15 protein-coding genes and 1 pseudogene are annotated in these 15919 nt (G+C 61.9%); 7 read left to right on the top strand and 9 right to left on the bottom strand.

Translation table 11 applies throughout. The annotated features are described in order from the left end of the window. The 3 genes and pseudogenes from IB241_RS08605 to coaBC all read right to left on the bottom strand — a co-directional run. Positions 1-1416 (bottom strand): annotated as a pseudogene (locus tag IB241_RS08605) (phosphomannomutase/phosphoglucomutase); the annotation flags it as partial. A gap of 246 nt (positions 1417-1662) precedes the next feature. Next, positions 1663-2118: a dUTP diphosphatase gene (dut, locus tag IB241_RS08600; RefSeq protein ID WP_192298009.1), complete on the bottom strand. Its 456-nt coding sequence runs from the start codon at positions 2116-2118 to the stop codon at positions 1663-1665. Positions 2119-2123: 5 nt separating this feature from the next. Next, on the bottom strand, positions 2124-3332 hold the full coding sequence (gene coaBC, locus IB241_RS08595; RefSeq protein ID WP_192298008.1) for a bifunctional phosphopantothenoylcysteine decarboxylase/phosphopantothenate--cysteine ligase CoaBC: 1209 nt from the start codon (positions 3330-3332) through the stop codon (positions 2124-2126). A gap of 157 nt (positions 3333-3489) precedes the next feature. Between coaBC and radC the strand changes: the two genes are divergently transcribed. Beyond that, positions 3490-4164 carry a RadC family protein gene (gene radC, locus IB241_RS08590; protein ID WP_192298007.1) on the top strand — a complete coding sequence of 225 codons (675 nt, stop codon included), beginning with the start codon at positions 3490-3492 and terminating at the stop codon, positions 4162-4164. A 31-nt stretch (positions 4165-4195) separates the two neighbouring features. Here radC and IB241_RS08585 read toward each other — a convergent pair whose 3' ends face one another. Continuing rightward, positions 4196-5788: an ABC transporter substrate-binding protein gene (locus IB241_RS08585; RefSeq protein ID WP_192298006.1), complete on the bottom strand. Its 1593-nt coding sequence runs from the start codon at positions 5786-5788 to the stop codon at positions 4196-4198. 458 nt (positions 5789-6246) lie between these two features. Between IB241_RS08585 and rpmB the strand changes: the two genes are divergently transcribed. Then, a complete protein-coding gene (rpmB, locus tag IB241_RS08580) occupies positions 6247-6480 on the top strand; it encodes a 50S ribosomal protein L28 (RefSeq protein WP_003176907.1) in 234 nt (77 codons plus the stop codon). 11 nt (positions 6481-6491) lie between these two features. Beyond that, a complete protein-coding gene (gene rpmG, locus IB241_RS08575; protein WP_003176906.1) occupies positions 6492-6647 on the top strand; it encodes a 50S ribosomal protein L33 in 156 nt (51 codons plus the stop codon). 71 nt (positions 6648-6718) lie between these two features. Here rpmG and IB241_RS08570 read toward each other — a convergent pair whose 3' ends face one another. Next, positions 6719-7081 (bottom strand): cupin domain-containing protein, encoded by a 363-nt coding sequence (locus IB241_RS08570; RefSeq protein WP_192298005.1) that lies wholly within the window; start codon positions 7079-7081, stop codon positions 6719-6721. Between the two features lie 230 nt (positions 7082-7311). Here IB241_RS08570 and IB241_RS08565 point away from each other — a divergent pair, with 230 nt between their 5' ends. Then, positions 7312-8805 (top strand): aldehyde dehydrogenase, encoded by a 1494-nt coding sequence (locus IB241_RS08565; protein WP_192298004.1) that lies wholly within the window; start codon positions 7312-7314, stop codon positions 8803-8805. Between the two features lie 157 nt (positions 8806-8962). Continuing rightward, entirely contained in the window at positions 8963-10105 is a 1143-nt protein-coding gene (locus IB241_RS08560) for an MFS transporter (protein WP_192298003.1), read from the top strand. 42 nt (positions 10106-10147) lie between these two features. Here IB241_RS08560 and IB241_RS08555 read toward each other — a convergent pair whose 3' ends face one another. Together IB241_RS08555 and IB241_RS08550 are read right to left on the bottom strand one after the other, a co-directional pair. Beyond that, positions 10148-11713: a phospholipase D family protein gene (locus IB241_RS08555; RefSeq protein ID WP_192298002.1), complete on the bottom strand. Its 1566-nt coding sequence runs from the start codon at positions 11711-11713 to the stop codon at positions 10148-10150. A gap of 62 nt (positions 11714-11775) precedes the next feature. Beyond that, positions 11776-13200 carry a PLP-dependent aminotransferase family protein gene (locus IB241_RS08550; RefSeq protein ID WP_192298001.1) on the bottom strand — a complete coding sequence of 475 codons (1425 nt, stop codon included), beginning with the start codon at positions 13198-13200 and terminating at the stop codon, positions 11776-11778. A 166-nt stretch (positions 13201-13366) separates the two neighbouring features. Between IB241_RS08550 and IB241_RS08545 the strand changes: the two genes are divergently transcribed. Continuing rightward, positions 13367-13591, top strand: coding sequence for a DUF1127 domain-containing protein (locus IB241_RS08545; RefSeq protein ID WP_192298000.1), 225 nt, complete (start codon positions 13367-13369; stop codon positions 13589-13591). Here the strand turns inward: IB241_RS08545 and IB241_RS08540 are convergent, their stop codons facing one another. Continuing rightward, the gene (locus IB241_RS08540) at positions 13592-14884 is read right to left on the bottom strand and encodes an NAD(P)/FAD-dependent oxidoreductase (protein ID WP_192297999.1); all 1293 of its coding nucleotides are present in this window, start codon (positions 14882-14884) and stop codon (positions 13592-13594) included. Positions 14885-14998: 114 nt separating this feature from the next. Between IB241_RS08540 and IB241_RS08535 the strand changes: the two genes are divergently transcribed. Further along, positions 14999-15352 carry a YkgJ family cysteine cluster protein gene (locus IB241_RS08535; RefSeq protein ID WP_177005603.1) on the top strand — a complete coding sequence of 118 codons (354 nt, stop codon included), beginning with the start codon at positions 14999-15001 and terminating at the stop codon, positions 15350-15352. Positions 15353-15390: 38 nt separating this feature from the next. Here IB241_RS08535 and IB241_RS08530 read toward each other — a convergent pair whose 3' ends face one another. Continuing rightward, entirely contained in the window at positions 15391-15879 is a 489-nt protein-coding gene (locus tag IB241_RS08530) for an Lrp/AsnC ligand binding domain-containing protein (RefSeq protein ID WP_003176896.1), read from the bottom strand. Between the last annotated feature and the right edge of the window lie 40 nt (positions 15880-15919).

Raw genomic sequence — 15919 nt, 5'->3', positions numbered from 1 at the left:
TCAGAACGGTAATTGGAGATCAGGGGCAACACGTTTCAACTGGGCGTGGAACACGTCCTTGATGCGCTGCAACTCAGCCTCGGTATCCGCCTCGAAACGCAGGACCAGCACCGGTGTGGTGTTGGACGCGCGAACCAGGCCCCAGCCTTTGGCGTAATCGACTCGCACACCATCAATGGTGGTCAGGTTGGCGCCTTCGCCCCATTGCGCATCGTGCAGTGCGTCAATGATGCTGAATTTGCTCTCCTCGGTCACATGGATATTGATCTCTGGCGTAGAAATATCATTCGGGAAGGTCTCAAACAGCTCTTGGGCCGTGGATTTTTCCTTGCTGAGGATCTCCAGCAGACGAGCGGCGCTGTAAATGCCGTCGTCAAAACCGAACCAGCGTTCCTTGAAGAACACGTGACCGCTCATTTCGCCGGCCAACAGGGCGCCGGTTTCCTTCATTTTCTTTTTGATCAACGAGTGGCCGGTCTTCCACATTAGCGGGCGACCGCCATATTCCTTGATCAGCGGGGTGAGGCGGCGGGTGCACTTGACGTCGAAGATGATCTCGGCGTTGGGGTTGCGCGCCACCACGTCACGGGCGAACAGCATCAGCAGGCGGTCTGGGAACACGATCTCGCCGGTTTCGGTCACTACGCCGACGCGGTCACCGTCGCCGTCGAAGGCCAGGCCGACATCAGCCCCGGTTTCCTTGACCTTGGCGATCAGGTCCACCAGGTTTTCGGGCTTGCCCGGGTCCGGGTGGTGGTTGGGGAAGTGGCCGTCGACTTCGCAGAACAGCGGGATCACTTCGCAGTTCAGCGCTTCGAGCAGTTGCGGTGCGATCACGCCGGCCGCGCCGTTGCCGCAGTCCACGACCACTTTGAGGCGGCGGGCGAGCTTGACGTCGCGGGTGATTTCATCGGCGTAGCGCGGCAGGATGTCGACCTTGGTGATGCTGCCGTTGCCGCTGCTCAGGTCGTTGGTCTTCAGGCGTGTGTGCAGGGCCTGGATCTGTTCGTTGGCCAGGGTGTCGCCAGCGATGACAATCTTGAAGCCGTTGTAGTCCGACGGGTTATGGCTGCCGGTGAGCATCACCCCGGACTTGCCGGCCAGGACGTTGGCGGCGTAGTACAGCGCCGGTGTTGGCACCAGGCCGACGTCGCTGACGTGGCAACCACTGTCGGCCAGCCCCTGGATCAGTTGCTCCACCAACTCCGGGCCAGACAGGCGGCCGTCACGGCCAACCGAGACATTGGGCTCATCCTGCGCCAGGCTTTGGGCGCCAATGGCGCGGCCGATCCAGTAGGCGGTTTCGGCGGTCAGGGTCTTGGGCACTACGCCACGAATGTCGTAGGCGCGAAAGATGCTGTCGGGGAATGTCGGGGCTACTCGGGCTGCGGTACTCATCGCGGGGGGAAACTCCATCTGAAAGGGGCAAGGCTGGCCGTAAAGCGGCTGACCGGCAGGCTCAAACTGAAGGGTATGACGGCTTTTTCGGCAGAGAGTTCGTGGTGCAAAAGTGCCATCGGAGCAGTCGCTCCGTGCTTCATCGTGCGTAATCTTTTGATTTAGCTCGTGAAATCTCGCTGATTAGGTCCGCGCATTCTTCATCCCGAAAAGCCATGCGGTGGCATCGAACCGGGCTGGGCTGCCCGGTTTGATTCAGCGTAGTCAGTGGCTGCCAGAATGGCCAAAGCCGCCTGCGCCACGTTGTGTTTCAGCAAATTCCGTAACCAGTTCGAAGTGCGCCTGCACTACCGGCACCAGCACCAGCTGCGCGATGCGCTCGCCGACGGCGATGTTGAACGCGGTCTGGCCGCGGTTCCAGCACGACACCATCAACTCGCCCTGGTAGTCCGAGTCGATCAGGCCGACCAGGTTGCCCAGCACGATCCCGTGTTTATGGCCCAGGCCCGAGCGCGGCAGAACCAGCGCGGCCAGGCCCGGATCGCCGATGTAGATCGACAGGCCGGTGGGAATCAGGACGGTCTGGCCCGGTTCAAGGACGGTGTCTTCCTTGAGCATGGCGCGCAGGTCCAGGCCGGCGGAGCCTTCGGTGGCGTAGGCCGGCAGTGGGAAGTCGGTGCCGATGCGGGGGTCGAGGATCTTGGCTTGCAAAGCGTGCATGGAAATTAAACCTGGTTCAGCCGTTGGGCGATAAATGAGATCAGTTGGCGGGCAATCTTGCCTTTGCTGGTCTGGGCGAAAAGGGTGGCGTGCAGCTCGCGGTCGATCACGCTGCAGGCGTTTTCCTCACTGTTGAAGCCGATGCTCGGGTTGGCGACATCGTTGGCAACGATCAGGTCGAGGTTTTTGTCTTTCAATTTGCGCGAGGCATAGTCCAGCAGGTGCTCGGTCTCGGCGGCGAAACCGACGCTGAACGGACGGTCCGGACGGGTGGCGATGGTGGCCAGGATGTCTGGGTTGCGCACCATTTGCAGGAGCAGGCCGTCACCGCTCGTAGGGTCTTTCTTGAGCTTTTGCGGGGCGACGACTTCCGGGCGGTAATCCGCAACCGCTGCCGAGGCGATAAACAGGTCGCACGGAATCGCCGCTTCACAGGCCGCAAGCATGTCCCGTGCGCTGACGACGTCGATTCGCGTGACGCGATCGGGGGTCGGCAAATGCACCGGGCCGGTGATCAGGGTGACGCGCGCGCCTGCCTCGACCGCCGCTTCCGCCAAGGCAAAGCCCATTTTTCCTGAGCTATGGTTGGTGATGTAGCGCACCGGGTCGATGTTTTCCTGGGTCGGCCCGGCGGTGATCAGCACGTGCTTGCCGGTCAGGGCCAGGTGTTGGAAGCACTCCGCGGCGCACAACGCCAGGTCGGTGGCTTCAAGCATGCGACCCATGCCGACGTCACCGCAGGCCTGGCTGCCGGAGGCCGGGCCGAACACCTTGAGGCCACGGCTTTGCAGGAGTTGGGTGTTGGCCTGGGTGGCCGGGTCGCGCCACATGGCCTGGTTCATGGCCGGGGCAATGGCGACGGTGGCGTCGGTGGCCAGTACCAGGGTGGTCAGCAGGTCATCGGCGATGCCTTGGGCCAGGCGGGCGATCAGGTCGGCGGTGGCCGGGGCGATCAGTACCAGGTCCGCCCATTTGGCCAGCTCGATGTGGCCCATGGCGGCTTCGGCGGCCGGGTCCAGCAGGTCCAGGTGAACCGGGTGGCCGGACAGCGCCTGCATGGTCAGAGGGGTAATGAACTCACTGCCACCGCGGGTCATGACCACGCGCACTTCGGCGCCCTGGTCCAGGAGCCTGCGAACCAGTTCTGCGCTCTTGTAGGCGGCAATGCCGCCGCCGACGCCGAGAACGATGCGTTTCCGATACAGACGCTGCATTGGTTTGCCTTTCCAGTTCAGTGATGCCAGTTCAGTGACGCCTGCGATACCCCCTCCCCAGGGGAAATCACATGCAAAAAAGAGGGCTTACGATAACACAGCGTCCGCCAGGCAACAGCGGCGTGCATGCCATGGCGCTTACGAAGAGGGAGGTGGGATGAGTATTCGCGATTGGCCTGTGGCGGAGCGGCCACGGGAGAAACTGTTGGAATGGGGGGCGAAGAGCCTTTCGGATGCCGAGTTGCTGGCGATCTTCCTGCGCACGGGGGTTTCCGGCAGAAGTGCGGTGGACCTGGCGCGCCATTTGCTGACGCAATTTGGCGGTCTGCGCCCACTGTTGGAGGCCAGTCAGAGCTTGTTCAGCCAGCATCTGGGCTTGGGGCCGGCCAAGTTTGCGCAGTTGCAGGCGGTGCTCGAAATGTCCCGGCGGCACCTGGCAGAGCGTTTGCGCAGTGACTCGGTGCTGGAAAGCCCGGTAGCGGTACGTGATTACCTCAAGGCGCTATTGCGGCATGAGCCCCATGAGGTTTTCGGCTGCCTGTTCCTCGACTCGAAGCATCGGGTGCTGGGGTTCGAGGCGTTGTCCCAGGGCACTATCGACACCGCCGTGGTTTATCCGCGGCAAGTGGTCAAGCGTGCCCTGGCATACAACGCCGCGGCCTTGATCCTGTGTCACAACCACCCTTCCGGCAGCCTTGAGCCCAGTGCAGCTGATCGAAAATTGACCAAGTTGCTGCAAAAGGCCCTGGAAGTGGTGGACGTGCGGGTACTCGATCACATCATCGTGGGGGACGGGGACCCCTTGTCGATGGCGGAATACGGCTGGATGTAGACCCGCCCCATGGGGGGGGCGGGGCGAGTGTTCAGGGCTTGACGCGGACTTTCGAAAAGTCCTGGCGGCCGAACGGGCTCACTTGATAGCCCTCGACATTCTTGCGTGCCAGGGCAAACGCGGTCGGGTGCGCCAGTGGCAGCCACAGCGCCTGTTGCTGGATCTGCGCCTGGGCCTGCTGGTACAGCTTGCTGCGCACCCCTTGCTCGTTGGTGGTCTTGCCAGCGCTGATCAGCTTGTCGAGGGCAGGGTCGCAGTAACGGGCGAAGTTGGTGCCGGATTTCACTGCGGCGCATGAGAACTGCGGGGTCAGGAAGTTATCCGGGTCGCCATTGTCGCCGGCCCAGCCCATGAACAGCAGGTCGTGCTCACCGGCTTTGGCGCGGCGAATCAGTTCGCCCCATTCGATCACGCGGATCTCGGCCTGGATGCCGACCTTGGCCAGGTCGGCTTGCAGCAATTGCGCACCAAGGTTCGGGTTGGGGTTCAGCAGGCTGCCGGTGGGACGTGTCCAGATGGTGGTCTTGAAGCCGTCCTTGAGCCCGGCGCGGTCCAGCAGGGTCTTGGCTTTGGCGAGGTCCTGTGGATAACCCGGCAGATCCTTGGCGTAGCCCCAGGTATTGGGCGGGTAAGGGCCGTTGGCGGCTTCGGCGGTGCCTTCAAACACGGCCTTGAGGTAGCTGGCCTTGTCGAAGGCGAGGTTGATGGCCTGGCGTACTTCGGGCTTGTCCAGCGGCGGGTGCTGGCTGTTGATGGCAACGAAGGCGGTCATGAAGGCCGGGGTTTTCTCGACCTTCAGCGCAGGGTCCTTTTCGGCCTCACCCACGTCCAGGGGCTTGGGCGACAGGGCGATCTGGCATTCATCGCGGTGCAGTTTCTGCAGGCGTACGTTGGCATCCGGCGTGATGGCGAAGATCAAGTTATCCACAGCGGGTTTGCCGGCGAAATAATCCGGGTTGGCCTTGTAGCGCACCACGGCGTCTTTCTGGAAACGGCTGAAGATGAACGGACCGGTGCCGATGGGCTGGCTGTTGAGCTTCTCCGGCGTACCGGCCTTGAGCAGTTTGTCGGCGTACTCGGCCGGGTAGATCGAGGCAAAACCCATGCTCAGGGCGGCGAGGAAGGTGGAGTCGGCGTGGTCGAGGGTGAAGCGCACGGTGAGTGGGTCGAGGGCGTCGATCTTCTTCACCAGCGCCGGCAGTTGCAGCGATTGCGCGTGGGGGAAGCCGCTCTGGGCAATCTTGTGCCAGGGGTTGGCCGGGTCGAGCATGCGTTCGAAGCTGAAGCGCACATCTTCGGCAGTCAGGGTGCGGCTCGGGGTGAAGTATTCGGTGCGGTGGAATTTCACGTCCGGGTGCAGTTTGAAGGTGTACGTCAGGCCATCCGGCGAGACGTCCCAGCTGTCCGCCAGGCTTGGCACCAGCTTGCCGGCGGCTGCGTCATAGTCCACCAGGCGGTTCATCAGCACGTCGGCCGAGGCATTGGTGGTGGTCAATGAGTTGTACTGCACCACATCGAACCCTTCGGGGCTGGCCTCGGTGCAGACGCTCAAGTTGTTGGCGGCAGTGGCCAGCGGGGCGATAAATAGAGGGGCTAGCAATAGCGGTAGGGCAGCGAGGCGCATGTTCGGTTTCCTTTGCAGATCGAAGGCCCATCTGCGAGTGCAGTCTGGAAAAGGCCTACCGTAGAGGTCTGATTGAAAAATGACTAGTCCATTTTTGCCTGTGCTTTTGCTTCAAATGCTGTTTTCATGGCGCCTCAGCGCGTTTCGCCGAGCACTTCATCGTGCCTGCGGGCGCTGTAAATCATTCTGTGCGACGAGCGGTCGGCTGTGACAGCGGCCCCTCCTGGCAACGGTTCAGGTGTGTTTTGCCTAGATTTACACCGGTAAAAACACACGGGCTGTTGTTGCACCAGGGTCTTTCTGGTATAAAGCAGCGCTCTTTTCTAGGGGCCCGGTTCCTTCGCTTGTAGGTGTAGCCGGTAAGACCCTAAAGAAACGCGGCGCCTGGCGCCAAATGACTGAGAGATTAAGCGGCCAACCCATGCCGGGTTGGGCATGTGGTTTTAGAGGGCTGAGGCATGTCGAGAGTCTGTCAAGTTACCGGTAAGGGTCCGGTGACTGGGAATAACATTTCCCACGCAAATAACAAAACCCGTCGTCGTTTCCTGCCGAACCTGCAGCATCACCGCTTCTGGGTTGAAGAAGAGAAACGTTTTGTTCGCCTGCGTGTATCTGCCAAAGGCATGCGTATCATCGACAAGCGCGGCATCACTGTCGTGCTGGCCGAAATCCGCGCCGCTGGCAAGATCTAAGGAGCTCTATCATGCGTGAATTGATTCGAATGATCTCTAGCGCCGGTACTGGTCACTTCTACACTACCGACAAGAACAAGCGTACTACCCCGGACAAGCTCGAAAAGAAAATGTTCGACCCGCGCGTTCGCAAGCACGTGATCTACAAAGAAGGCAAAATCAAGTAATTGATTTTCCTCCTTGTGAAAAAAAGCCCGTATCTCACGATACGGGCTTTTTTTTGCGCCGGATTTGTTGATCAGGCTTTTTGTTCGAACACCACGTAGATCTTGCGGCACGGCTCCAGTACTTCCCAGGTGCCGCTGAAACCCGCAGGGATCACGAAGCGATCGCCAGCACGCAAGGTCTTGGCGTTGCCGTCGGCATCACGCAGCACCGAAACACCCTGCACAATCTCGCAGTACTCATGCTCGGTGTAATTGACCTTCCACTGTCCGACTTCACCTTCCCAGACGCCGGCACTCATCTGCCCGCATGGGCTGTTGTAGTGGTTGTAGATCGTTTGCTCGGGGTCGCCCTTGAGGACTTTCTCGGCGGCGGGGCGGTAACGGTCGGCGGGGGTCTTGGCTTGGCTGAAGTCGACGATGTCCTGGATGCTCATGTGCGTGTCCCGTCTGGCCTGCGGTGGGGGAGTCCAAAGTCTATGTTTATTAAAATGAACATCGCAAGGGCGTTTGCCGCGCTTATGTCAAATATATTGAAACATCCCCAGCCGCTGGTTTAGGGTGGCAGCTGCCTTGAGCCGAACAGCAGGCTGGCCGGGCAAGAATTCTTTGAGGCTGCCGGGGGACATCACCTGGCCCTTGTATTCAATAAGAGGAGGACACTCGCATGACCACCCTGACCCGTGCCGATTGGGAACAACGCGCCAAGGACCTGAAGATCGAAGGCCGCGCCTACATCAACGGCGAATACACCGCCGCAGCTTCCAGCGACACGTTCGAATGCATCAGCCCGGTCGATGGCCGCCTGCTGGCCAGCGTGGCCAGCTGTGACGCCACCGACGCCCAGCGCGCCGTGGAAAACGCCCGCGCCACCTTCAATTCCGGTGTCTGGTCGCGCCTGGCGCCGGCCAAGCGCAAAGCCACCATGATCCGTTTCGCCGCGTTGCTCAAGGCCAATGCCGAAGAGTTGGCGCTGCTCGAAACCCTGGACATGGGCAAGCCGATCAGCGACTCCCTGAATATTGACGTGCCCGGTGCAGCCAACGCGCTGAGCTGGAGCGGCGAGGCGATCGACAAGATCTACGACGAAGTCGCGGCCACCCCTCACGACCAATTGGGCCTGGTGACGCGCGAGCCGGTGGGCGTCGTCGCTGCCATTGTGCCGTGGAACTTCCCGCTGATGATGGCCTGCTGGAAACTCGGCCCGGCGTTGTCCACAGGTAACTCGGTGATCCTCAAACCGTCCGAAAAGTCTCCGTTGACTGCCATCCGCATCGCTGCCCTGGCCGTCGAGGCCGGTATTCCAAAAGGCGTGTTCAACGTGTTGCCAGGTTACGGCCACACCGTAGGCAACGCGCTGGCGCTGCACATGGACGTCGACACCCTGGTGTTCACAGGTTCGACCAAGATCGCCAAGCAGCTGTTGATCCGCTCCGGCGAGTCGAACATGAAGCGTGTATGGCTGGAAGCTGGCGGCAAGAGCCCGAACATCGTGTTCGCCGACGCCCCGGACCTGCAAGCCGCTGCCGAATCCGCCGCCGGCGCCATCGCCTTCAACCAGGGCGAAGTCTGCACCGCCGGTTCGCGCCTGCTCGTGGAGCGCTCCATCAAGGACAAATTCCTGCCCATGGTGATCGAGGCCCTCAAGGGCTGGAAGCCCGGCAACCCGTTGGACCCGGCCACCAACGTCGGTGCACTGGTGGACACCCAGCAGATGAACACGGTGCTGTCGTATATCGAAGCCGGTCACGCCGATGGCGCCAAGCTGGTGGCGGGCGGCAAGCGCACCCTGGAAGAAACCGGTGGCACCTATGTTGAACCGACGATTTTCGACGGTGTGACCAACGCCATGAAAATCGCCAAGGAAGAGATCTTTGGTCCAGTCCTGTCGGTGATCACCTTCGACAGCGCCGAAGAAGCGGTCAAGATCGCCAACGACACCATCTACGGCCTGGCCGCAGCGGTGTGGACGTCGGACATCTCCAAGGCGCACCTGACCGCCAAGGCGCTGCGTGCCGGTAGCGTGTGGGTCAACCAATACGACGGTGGCGACATGACCGCACCGTTTGGTGGCTTCAAGCAATCGGGTAATGGTCGCGACAAGTCGCTGCACGCGTTCGACAAATACACCGAGCTGAAGTCGACCTGGATCAAGCTGTAACTTTCAGGGCTCGCCGCAGGTAAAAGTGTGGGAGCGGGCTTGCTCGCGAATACGGTGTATCAGTACCAGATGAGCTGGCTGGCCCACCGCATTCGCGAGCAAGCCCGCTCCCACAGTGTTTTGTGTGATCTCAGGAATTATCCACAGGAGCGTGGACATGCGTTGGGCGACTTATTTCGCCGTTCTGGCCTCGGTCCTCAGCGTTGGCCTGGCCCTGGGGGTCAGCATGCCGCTGGTGTCCCTGCGACTCGAAGGCTGGGGCTACGGCAGTTTTGCCATCGGGGTGATGGCGGCGATGCCAGCTTTTGGCGTGTTGCTGGGGGCGAAGCTTTCCAGTCGTTTGGCCTCGTGGCTGGGCACTGCCAATTTGATGCGCCTGTGCCTGTGGGGCGGGGCGCTGTCCATCGGTTTGCTGGCGATTTTGCCGAGCTATCCGGTGTGGCTGGTGCTGCGGCTGATGATCGGGGTGATCCTGACCATCGTGTTTATCCTCGGCGAAAGCTGGATCAACCAGTTGGTGGTGGAGCAATGGCGTGGCCGGTTGGTCGCGTTGTATGGCTGTAGCTATGCCTTGAGCCAACTGTCCGGGCCCTTGCTGCTGGGCCTGATCGGCACCGACCATGACTACGGCTTCTGGGTGGGTGTCGGCTTATTGGTGGTGGCGCCCGTGTTGTTGCTGGGACGCTCCGGTGCACCCACTGCCGAGTCGTTCAGCGTGACCTTCGCCGACCTGTGGCGCTTCTGCCTGAGCCTGCCGGCGATTGCCTGGGCGGTGGCCTTATTCGCCGCGTTCGAGGCGATGATTCTGACGCTGCTGCCGGTGTATTGCCTGCAACAGGGCTTCACTGCCGAGATCGCCTTGGCGATGGTCAGCACCGTGGTGGTGGGTGATGCGCTGCTGCAATTGCCCATCGGTGCGCTGGCTGACTACCTGCCGCGACGCACGCTGTTCCTCAGTTGTGCGGTGTTGCTGCTGGCGTCGAGCCTGGCGATTCCGCTGACCTTGCACACGTTGTTGATCTGGCCGGTGTGGGTGGTGTTCGGCGCCAGTGCCGGAGGGTTGTTCACCCTGTCGTTGATTCTGATCGGCGAGCGTTATCGCGACGATGCGCTGGTGCGCGCCAATGCCCACGTAGCGCAGTTGTGGGGGATTGGCTGCCTGATCGGGCCGTTGGTGGCGGGGGCAGGGAGCCAGTGGATCAGCGGGCATGCGTTGCCGTTCCTGATGGCGGCCGGCGCGTTGGGCCTGGTGGTGTTGCTGCTGCGCCAGGGGGCGTTCGGCGCAGCGCAACCGGCCTGACCTTACCGTGCAGTCAGCTCCCACAGTTGATCGGTGTTGTTCTTAAAGCATGCGTTCCAGGCCCACAGACGTGGCAAACCATGCATTGAAGCGACGCCACCAACTGCCCGGCTCGCGGGTCAGGGTGTGCAATTGGCCGTTGTCCTCGGTCACCCACACCAACTGCCCATCCTGCAATTTCGGTTCATAACTCAACGCTGGCGCCATGCCTTGCAGCGCCAGGTTGCGCACATGTTCCGCCAGTTCGGGACTGTCGACCAATACGCCGACTTCGGTGTTCCAAAGCACCGAACGCGGGTCGAAATTGAACGAGCCGATGAAGGACTTTTCCCGATCAAAGATCATCGCCTTGCTGTGCAGGCTGGAGTCCGAACCGCGAAAGGTGCCACGCCGAAACAGGTGGGGGCCGCTGCCGCTGCCATCGCCCGGTTGGCGGCGCAGTTCGTAGAGTTTCACCCCGTGTTCCAGCAGGGCCTTGCGATACGGCGCGTAGCCGCCGTGCACGGCCGGAACGTCGGTGGCCTCCAGGGCGTTGGTCAGCAGGCTCACGGACACGCCCGCGTCGGCGCGCCCGGTCAGGTAAACCAGCCCCGGCTGGCCGGGCACGAAGTACGCCGAGATCATGATCAGCTCGTGATTGACCCCTGCCAGCTCTGGCGCGAGTTGGGTGGTGAGCAGCAAGTGCGGGTCCGGTTCGGCCGTGGCCAGCACCTTGCTCGGCGCATCCCACAGCGCCTGGTTCCAGGCCCAGATCAACTCGCGGCGCCAAGTGTCCATGCGCGGTTGGGTCTGATAGGTGCGCAGCCGGTTGTACAGGGCGTAACGCTGCTGGCGTGATTCGGCCAGCGACTCTTGCAGGCGCGCGCGCGCGGTCGCCAAGTCGCCTTTGGATGGCGTGTTGGAGACAAAGTCGTCAATCGGCTTGCTCAGGGCGCTGTTCCAGTACTGGTCGAAGCTGTGGCCGAGCTGCTCGGCCACCGGGCCCAGGCTGAGCATGTCGATGTCGGTGAAATTCAGGTTGGGCTCGGCGTCGAAATACTCATCGCCCAGATTGCGCCCGCCGACGATGGCTGCGCTGTTGTCGGCCAGCCACAACTTGTTGTGCATGCGCCGGTGCTGCAAAGACAGATTGAACAGGCGACCCATGGCCCGCGTCACGCCGGTGCTGCGGCCCAGATGCAACGGGTTGAACAGGCGGATTTCGATCTTGGGGTGGGCGGCGAGGGTGGCGATGATCTGGTCGAGGCCGTCGCTGGTGGTGTCGTCCAGCAGGATGCGCACACGCACACCGCGGTCGGCGGCCTTGAGCAGTTCGTCCACGAGCATGCGCGTGCTGATACCGTCGTGGACGATGTAGTACTGCAAGTCGAGGCTGGTCTGGGCGTTGCGGATCAGTTCGGCGCGGGCCATGAACGCCTCGCTGCTGTTGGGCAGCAGGCGAAACCCGGAGCGGCCCTGGTAAGGCGCGGCCTGGGCCTGGATCGAGCGGCCGAACGACGACTGGGCGGCGGGCAGCGCATCGCTGGGGACGCGCGGTGCGTTCACGGTGGCACAGCCGCCGAGGGCCAGGGCTCCCAACAGGAAAAACGGGAATAGCCGTTGCATCATCAAGGGAGTCGCTTCCAGATCAGGGCGGTTGTCGACATCTGACGGCTATTTCTCGGGAAAGGTCAGTGCATTTCCTCGTTCAGTAGCTTGGTCGCGGCAGCGCCGACCTTGCGCACGGCCTCTTCGATCTGCGGGCTCGGCTTGGCGCCGTAGTTCATGCGCAGGCAGTTCCGGTATTTGCCCGAGGCCGAGAAGATGCTGCCTACCGCCACCTGTACGCCTTGTTCCAGCAAGATCCGGTTGAGCTTCAAGGTATCAAAGCCATCCGGCAACTCGACCCACAGCATAAAGCTGCCCTGAGGGCGGCTGGCCCGCGTGCCCGCGGGAAAGTAGCGGCTGACCCAATCGAGCATCAGGTCGCGATTGCGCTGGTATTGAGTGCGCATCCGCCGCAAATGCGGTTCGAAATGGCCGTTTTTCAGAAATTCCGCGATCGCAATCTGCGGTTGGGTCGCCGTGGAGCCGGTGCTGATGTATTTCATGTGCAGCACCCGTTCCAGGTAACGCCCCGGCGCTACCCAACCGATGCGCAGGCCGGGCGCCAGGGTTTTGGAGAACGAACTGCAGAGCAGTACGCGACCGTCTTCGTCGAAGGATTTGATCGTGCGCGGGCGCGGGTAGCTGTAGGCCAATTCGCCATACACATCGTCTTCGATGATTGCCACGTCAAAGCGCTGGGCCAGGGTCAGCAGGGCGCGTTTGCGCGCTTCCGGCATGATGTAGCCCAGCGGGTTGTTGCAGTTGGGGGTCAGTTGGATGACCTTGATCGGCCATTGTTCCAGGGCCAGTTCCAGGGCTTCCAGGCTGATGCCGGTGATGGGGTCGGTGGGGATTTCCAGGGCCTTCATGCCCAGGCCCTTGAGGGTCTGCATGGCACCGTGAAAGCTGGGTGAATCCACCGCGACAATATCCCCAGGTTCACAAATGGCGCGGATGCTCGCAGACAGCGCCTCATGGCAGCCGGTGGTGACCACAATGTCTTCGGCGTTCAGTTGGCAGCCGGAATCCAATGACAGCCGGGCGATCTGCTCGCGCAATTCCATACAGCCCATGATGTTGTCGTAATACAGCCCTGGCAGATCCTGGCGGCGGCTCACGCGGGCGAGGCTGCGCAGCAGGGGTTTGAGGGTCGGTGACAGCACATCCGGCATGCCGCGGCCCATCTGTATGACGTCTTTGCGCGGGACGGCGCTAATCAGCTCCAGCACCTGGTCCCACTGGGAAATGTCCACCGGGCGCTGGGCCGGGCGGCCGACTTCGGGCAGGGCCGGCAACTCGCGGCCGACCGGCACAAAGTAGCCGGATTTGGGCTTGGGCATCGCCAGGCCATTATCTTCCAGCAAGCGATAGGCCTGTTGCACGGTGCTCAGGCTGACCCCGTGTTCCACGCTCAAGGCGCGGACGGAAGGCAAGCGATCGCCGGGACGGTAGAAGCCTTGTTCGATGCGGGTGCCCAGCAAATCGGCGAGGTTGACGTAAAGGGTCATGGTGGTCGCTCCCAGGGGACCAGTACAGATGCAGCGAAAATACAGGATTCAGCCGCCTATAGGCAGTGTCTGTATGGATTTAATAAAAATTGATTGGATCTGTAATGGTTTTGCTCGCGCGCCCATCCTAGTCACTCATGGCAACAGGTAAATGAGGGGCGACACAATGAGCGGCATGAGCGATGTGCGGTTGGCGTTACGCAGTCAGGAACTGGAAGCGGAGCAGGGACGCACGCTGTCGGCGCCGGCCAACAGCCGCTGGAGTCTGTTCTGGCACCGCAGCCATACGCGCAAGGCCTTGCTGGACATGACCGCCGAACAGCTCAGGGACATCGGCCTCAGCGCAGAACAGGCGCGCCAGGAAGGGGTGAAACCGTTCTGGCGCAAGTGATCACATCAGCTCTTTGAGGCGGTGCCAGAGCATCCCTAGCGCCAACAGTGGCGAGCGCAAATGCTTGCCGCCGGGGAAGGTGATGTGCGGCACCTGGGCGAACAGATCGAAGCGGCCCTGCTGCTGGCCGCTGATGGCCTCGGCCAGTAGCTTGCCCGCCAGGTGCGTGGCGTTGAGGCCATGGCCGGCGTAGGCCTGGGCGTAATACACATTGGGTTGGTCGGGCAGCCGGCCGATCTGCGGCAGGCGGTTGGCGCCAATGCCAATCATGCCGCCCCACTGGTAATCGATCTTCACGTCGGCCAGTTGCGGGAACACCTTGAGCATTTTCGGCCGCATATAGGCGCCGATGTCCTGCGGATCGCGGCCGGAGTAGTGGCAGGCGCCGCCGAACAACAGGCGTCGGTCGGCGGACAAGCGGAAGTAGTCCACCGTCACCCGCTGGTCGCATACGGCCATGTTCTGTGGCAGCAGGCTGGCGGCCTGGGCTTCGCTCAATGGTTCGGTGGCGATGATGTAGCTGCCGGCGGGCAGCACTTTGCCGCTCAACTGCGGGTTCAAGCCGTTCAGGTAGGCGTTGCAGGCCAGCACCAGGGTGTTGGCGCGCACGTTGCCCTGGGCGGTGTGCACGTTGATCTCGGGGCCGTAGTCGATGCGCGTGACGGCGGATTGCTCAAACAACTGCACGCCCAGTTGCTGCGCGGCGGCGGCTTCGCCCAGCGCGAGGTTGAGTGGGTGCAGGTGGCCGGAGCCCATGTCGATCATGCCGCCTACGTAGCGGTCCGAGCCGATCACGCTGCTCATCTGGCTGGCTTGCAGTAGGCGTACTTCGTGGCGATAGCCCAGGCTGCGCAACTCTTCGGCGTCTTCGGCCAGGCCTTGCAGGTCGCGGGGTTTGTTGGCGAGGTCGCAGTAGCCCCAGGTCAGGTCGCAGGGGATCTGGAAGCGTTCGACGCGCTCGCGCACGATCTCCACAGCCTCCAGGCCCATCAGCTTCATCTGTCGCACGCCGTCGCTGCCGATCACTGGGGTGAACTGCTCGAGGCCATGGCCGACGCCGCGAATCAATTGGCCGCCATTGCGCCCGCTGGCGCCCCAGGCGATTTTGCGGGCTTCCAGCAGCACCACGCTGAAGCCGCGCTCGGCCAGCTCCAGGGCGGTGTTCAGCCCGGAAAAGCCACCGCCGACCACGCACACGTCGGCCGTCATTTCGCCGGTCAGTACCGGGTAATCGGGTTGCGGCACGCTGCTGGCGGCATAGTAGGAAGCGGTGTGCCGGGCGCTGGCGGTCATGGGAGCATCCCTGTTTGGAAAATTTGACGCAGGATACAGCGGTCGGACGACGCTGTCTCACCGCGGGCTTTTGCGGCAGAATCCACGCCTATTCGCCGTTCGGTACGTGTTTCGATGAGTTGCAACAGCCAAAAGATCAGCGCACTGCGCCGACAGATTCCTTCGTTCGAGTGCGTCCCCGGCTGCCACGACTGCTGTGGGCCGGTGACCACTTCGCCTGAAGAAATGTCCCGCCTGCCACGCAAGACTGCGGCCGAGCAGGACGCTGCCATGGACGAGTTGAACTGTGTGCACCTGGGCCCAAACGGTTGCACGGTGTACGACGAGCGGCCGCTGATCTGTCGGCTGTTCGGCACCACCAAGACCTTGCCGTGCCCGAATGGGCGACGGCCGGTGGAGCTGATCCACCCGCGGGTGGAAAAGCAGATCCACGACTATATGGCGAGCACCCGGCAGGTATTGGTCTGACAGGTGTACTCGGTCAAAGTGTGGGAGCAGGGTGCCAGTTAATCGGGAATCGGCAGGTTCAGGCTCTCTTTCACTTCTTCCATCACGATATAGCTCTTGGACTCCCGCACATGGGGCAGCTTGAGCAGGATGTCGCCAAGCAATTTGCGGTACGAGGCCATCTCGGAAATCCGCGCCTTCACCAGGTAGTCGAAGTCACCCGACACCAGGTGGCACTCCAGCACATGGGGCAGTTTCAGTACGGCGCGGCGGAATTCCTCAAAGGTGTCGCCTGATTTGTAATCGAGGCTGATCTCGACAAATACCAGCAAACTCCCCTTCAAATGCTGAGGGTTGAGCCGTGCGTTGTAGCCCATGATGATCCCTTCGCGCTCCAACCGGCGCACGCGCTCGGTGCACGGCGTGGTCGACAGCCCGACTTTTTCTCCCAGCTCCGTGAACGAAATCCGCCCGTCGGTTTGCAGGATTCGCAGGATGTTGCGGTCGATCTTGTCCAGCTCCCGCTTGGTCTGGGTATTGGTACGCATAGGGGATCTGCCTCTGTGAAAAGGGTTTTTGCCGAGAATT

The sequence above is a fragment of the Pseudomonas sp. PDM05 genome, assembly GCF_014851685.1.
Lineage (GTDB): Bacteria > Pseudomonadota > Gammaproteobacteria > Pseudomonadales > Pseudomonadaceae > Aquipseudomonas.
Note: the sequence above shows the minus strand (reverse complement) of the source record. Positions and strands in the feature narration are given on the sequence as shown.